Genomic DNA, 4,535 nt, shown 5'->3' on the forward strand with positions numbered 1-4,535 from the left:
TGTACATGCCACCATTTACATGCAAAGTTTCACCAGTGATGTACGCCGCTTCTGGAGAAGCCAGGAACACAACTGCTGATGCAATTTCTCGTGGGTCACCTAAACGACCGGCTGGAACGTTAGACAGTGTAGCTGCACGTTGCTCGTCATTTAATGCTTTAGTCATATCCGTTTCGATAAAACCAGGCGCCACCGTGTTTACTGTTACACCGCGTGAAGCCACTTCACGAGCCATCGATTTAGTGAAACCAATTACGCCAGCTTTCGCCGCAGCGTAGTTAGCTTGACCTGCGTTACCCATAGTACCCACAACAGAACCTACATTGATGATACGACCTGCACGTTTTTTCATCATGCCACGAAGTACCGCTTTAGACATACGGAAGATAGGCGTTAGGTTGGTATCAATGATGTCATCCCACTCAGAATCTTTCATACGCATAAGTAGGTTGTCACGAGTGATACCAGCGTTGTTCACTAGGATATCAATTGCGCCAAACTCATCATTGATAGTCTTAAGTGTCGCTTCAATAGACTCAACATTAGTTACATTGAGAGCGAGACCTTTACCATTTTCACCAAGGTATTCGCTGATCGCTGCAGCACCACCTTCAGAAGTCGCTGTACCAATAACAGTCGCGCCACGCTCAACAAGCAGTTCAGCGATTGCACGGCCGATACCACGGCTAGCACCTGTTACTAGAGCAATCTTGCCTTCTAGGTTCATCATGTTGTTTATTCCTTTGTTCGAAAATTACTTAGCCGCGTCTAGAGATGCAGCATCATTAACTGCTGCGCCGCTTAGTGTTTTAACAATTCGTTTTGTTAGGCCAGTTAGAACTTTACCTGGGCCAAGTTCTAATAGCTTCTCAACACCCTGTTCACTCATTAGCTGTACGCTTTCAGTCCAACGAACTGGGCTGTATAGCTGACGAACGAGTGCATCTTTGATTTTCGCCGGATCAGTTTCCGCTGCGACATCAACGTTGTTGATTACTGGTAACTGAGGAGTATTGAACTCAAGTTCTTCTAGCGCTACTGCTAGCTTATCGGCTGCAGGTTTCATCAACGCACAGTGCGAAGGCACTGATACTGGTAGAGGAAGAGCACGCTTAGCGCCCGCTTCTTTACAAAGTGCACCTGCACGTTCTACTGCGTCTTTACTACCCGCGATAACAACTTGGCCTGGCGAGTTAAAGTTAACCGGTGAAACAACATCACCTTGAGCCGCTTCTTCACACGCTTTAGCTATTGATTCGTCATCTAGGCCAATGATTGCGTACATAGCACCAGTACCCGCTGGCACTGCTTCTTGCATTAGCTGACCGCGCAGTTCAACCAGTTTGATGGCTTGTTTAAAGTCAATCACACCTGCACAGACTAATGCTGAGTATTCACCTAGGCTATGACCCGCTAGGTTAGTAGGTTGCTCTAGGCCTTGCTCTTGCCATACACGCCAGATAGCAACCGATGATGCTAGAAGCGCAGGCTGAGTGCGATGCGTTTGGTTAAGATCTTCAGCAGGACCGTTTTGAACTAGAGCCCATAGGTCGTAACCTAACGCTTCCGATGCTTCTGCAAATGTTTGTTTAACGACTTCATGTTGTTCGCCAAGCTCTGCAAGCATACCGACAGCTTGTGAACCTTGACCTGGAAATACGATAGCAAACTTGCTCATTTTGTTTTCCTTAAATCTATTTCTTTAAATAAAGACAAGAAAGAAAAGATGCCTAACAGGCACCTTTAATTTGAATTCTGCTGATTAGAACTTCACTAGCGCTGAGCCCCAAGTGAAGCCTCCACCAAATGCTTCAAGCAACAGTGTTTGACCACGTTGAATACGGCCATCACGAACTGCTTCATCGAGCGCAGTAGGCACTGTAGCCGCTGAAGTATTGCCGTGGCGGTCTAGAGTCACCACCACCTGCTCAATCGGCATCGCCAGTTTTTTCGCTGTCGCCGAGATAATACGCATATTCGCTTGGTGAGGAACAAGCCAATCAAGCTCTGACTTATCCATGCCATTCTCTTTCAACGTCTCTTTTACCAGGCGTGAAAGTTGAGTCACAGCAACTTTAAATACTTCGTTGCCCGCCATGTGCAGCCAGCTGTTGATATCGTCACTGTGTTCGGACTCACTTGGCACTTTCTCGTGGCGGTCAGCGAATTTAAGACTTAGCAACTCGCCGAAACGACCATCAGCATTAATAGTAGTAGAAAGAATGCCTGGCTCTTCACTTGCGCCGACAACCACCGCACCTGCTGCGTCACCAAATAGAATGATGGTTGAGCGGTCATTTGGATCACAAGTTTTTGATAATGCGTCTGCACCAATTACTAGAACATTCTTGCAGTGACCAGTTTTGATGTATTGATCTGCAACTGATAAAGCGTAAACAAACCCGGAACACGCCGCCGCCATATCAAATGCTGGACAGTGCTTAATTCCGAGAAGTGCTTGAACCTGACACGCTGCCGATGGGAAAGCGTGTGAGCCACTTGTCGTCGCCACAAGAATCATATCGATATCGTCTTTGTCGATACCGGCCATCTCGATCGCATTCTTCGCTGCTTGGTAACCCATATCAGCAACAGTTTCATTTTCTGCCGCGATACGACGCTCACTAATACCTGTGCGAGTAACAATCCACTCGTCAGTGGTATCTACCATTTTCTCTAAATCTGCGTTTGAACGCACCTGAGATGGCAGGTAGCTGCCAGTACCTAGAATTTTGCTATACATGAAGACTAGTAGTGCCTCTCTTGGGGTTGCTGATCAAATAGAACCGCTTCTAAACGATCGCTAATTCGGCTCGGGACCTGTCGTTTGACCTCGTGCAGTGCCTCACCAATTGCATTGATGACGGCTTCTACATCAGCATTTCCGTGGCTTTTTATGACAATGCCGCGCAATCCTAGCAAACTTGCGCCGTTATACTGGTCGGGGTTCAATGTTTTTAGTTCACTAAATAGACCAGAAAACAATTTTCTTGCAATCCAACCCTTTATAGATGAGGCCATCATACTCGATTTCAACTTATCTATAAAAAGCTGTGCAGTGCCTTCACAGGTTTTTAAGCAAACATTACCGACAAAACCATCACAAACCACAACGTCTGCTGCATCATGGAGCAACTGGTTACCTTCAATGTAACCGACGAAGTTGATTGAGCTGGTATTTTCCAACATCTCGGCACAACGCTTAACCAGGTCATTGCCTTTGATCTCTTCCGCGCCAATATTCAAAATAGCCACTCTTGGAGGTCGGTCAACAAACTGTTCGACAAGGGCGCTGCCCATAACCGCAAACTGGAACAGAGAATCTGCATCGCTAGACACATTTGCGCCCAAATCGAGCATCCAAGTTCTTCCACCAGAAGCGGTAGGTAGTGCAGAAATCAGTGCTGGTCGTTCAATACCGGGAAGAAGCTTCAGCTTGAAACGCGATAACGCCATTAATGCGCCCGTATTGCCACCACTGACACAAGCGTCGGCTTGATGGTCGGCAACGAGATCGATAGCCATACCCATTGAGCTGCCTCGATGATTGCGTAAAGCGAGAGAAGGTTTTTCGGTGTTGGAGATCTCTCGGTCTGCGTGTTGAATGCTCAGACGAGCGTTCGGCTGATAACCGAGGGATGATAATTGAGATGTGATCGCGTGTTGATCACCGATAAGGGTCACTTTTAGCTCTGGGAAATGCGACAGTGCCTGCACGGCGGCAGGCACTGTGACGCGAGGACCGAAATCCCCGCCCATTGCATCAAGTGCAACGGTTATATTTTGCAAAGGTCAACCTTACTTGTTGATAACCTTTTTGCCACGGTAGTAACCTTCAGCAGTTACGTTGTGACGTAGGTGAGTTTCACCTGAAGTTGCGTCTACAGAAAGTGCAGCTGTAGTTAGGGCATCGTGTGAACGACGCATACCACGCATTGAACGAGATTTCTTGCTCTTTTGTACGGCCATTGACCCTACTCCTATGTAAGTATTAAAGAATTACTTCTTTAAGCTTTTTAAAACGTCAAATGGATTCGGCTTCTTTTCTTCTTCCAAAATTTCTTCTGGAATTTCACCAAACACCATATTATCTGAATCAACGCTACAGTCCGCCTGATCGTGCATTGCTATTTGAGGCAAGTTTAGAATGAACTCGTCTTCAACTAACTGTATTAGGTCTAACTCACCGTACTCGTTCAGATCTACCAAATCGTACTCTTCCGGTGCTTCCTCTTCAGTCTTTTCACCTTTGTAAGGTGTATAAGTGAAGTGGACATCGCACTCATGTGCGAAAACCTCATTACAGCGTTGACACTCTAAGTCGACTTCGATGTTAGCTTTACCAGAGATAACAACGAGTCGCTGCTCATCTAAATCAAATGACAGTGACACTTGGGCGTCGCGTTTAACGCCTTCAACCGATTCATCTAAGCGCTTAAAGAGACTAACTTGAATAATACCTTCAACATCTAGTCGCTTTTGAGCAGCGCGTGACGGATCAATCGTACGCGGTATTTTTACCTTTTGCATAGGGC

Annotated in this window: 6 protein-coding genes; all 6 read right to left on the reverse strand. The window is 46.5% G+C overall.

The features are described from left to right. On the reverse strand, positions 1-727 hold a 727-nt coding region (gene fabG, locus QTO00_RS15265; RefSeq protein WP_331425551.1), incomplete at its 3' end, for a 3-oxoacyl-ACP reductase FabG. Positions 728-754: 27 nt separating this feature from the next. After that, positions 755-1,678, reverse strand: coding sequence for an ACP S-malonyltransferase (gene fabD, locus QTO00_RS15270; RefSeq protein ID WP_331425552.1), 924 nt, complete (start codon positions 1,676-1,678; stop codon positions 755-757). Positions 1,679-1,762: 84 nt separating this feature from the next. Beyond that, complete coding sequence (locus QTO00_RS15275) at positions 1,763-2,743, reverse strand: beta-ketoacyl-ACP synthase III (RefSeq protein ID WP_038206937.1); 981 nt, start codon at positions 2,741-2,743, stop codon at positions 1,763-1,765. A 5-nt stretch (positions 2,744-2,748) separates the two neighbouring features. Next, positions 2,749-3,789, reverse strand: a complete 1,041-nt coding sequence (gene plsX, locus QTO00_RS15280) for a phosphate acyltransferase PlsX (protein ID WP_038206935.1) — start codon at positions 3,787-3,789, stop codon at positions 2,749-2,751. A 9-nt stretch (positions 3,790-3,798) separates the two neighbouring features. After that, a complete protein-coding gene (gene rpmF / locus QTO00_RS15285; RefSeq protein ID WP_004414666.1) occupies positions 3,799-3,969 on the reverse strand; it encodes a 50S ribosomal protein L32 in 171 nt (56 codons plus the stop codon). Positions 3,970-3,999: 30 nt separating this feature from the next. Beyond that, positions 4,000-4,530 carry a 23S rRNA accumulation protein YceD gene (yceD, locus tag QTO00_RS15290; protein WP_331425553.1) on the reverse strand — a complete coding sequence of 177 codons (531 nt, stop codon included), beginning with the start codon at positions 4,528-4,530 and terminating at the stop codon, positions 4,000-4,002. Positions 4,531-4,535: the final 5 nt, after the last annotated feature.

It is taken from the genome of Vibrio sp. M260118 (assembly GCF_036533755.1).
Taxonomy (GTDB): Bacteria; Pseudomonadota; Gammaproteobacteria; order Enterobacterales; family Vibrionaceae; genus Vibrio.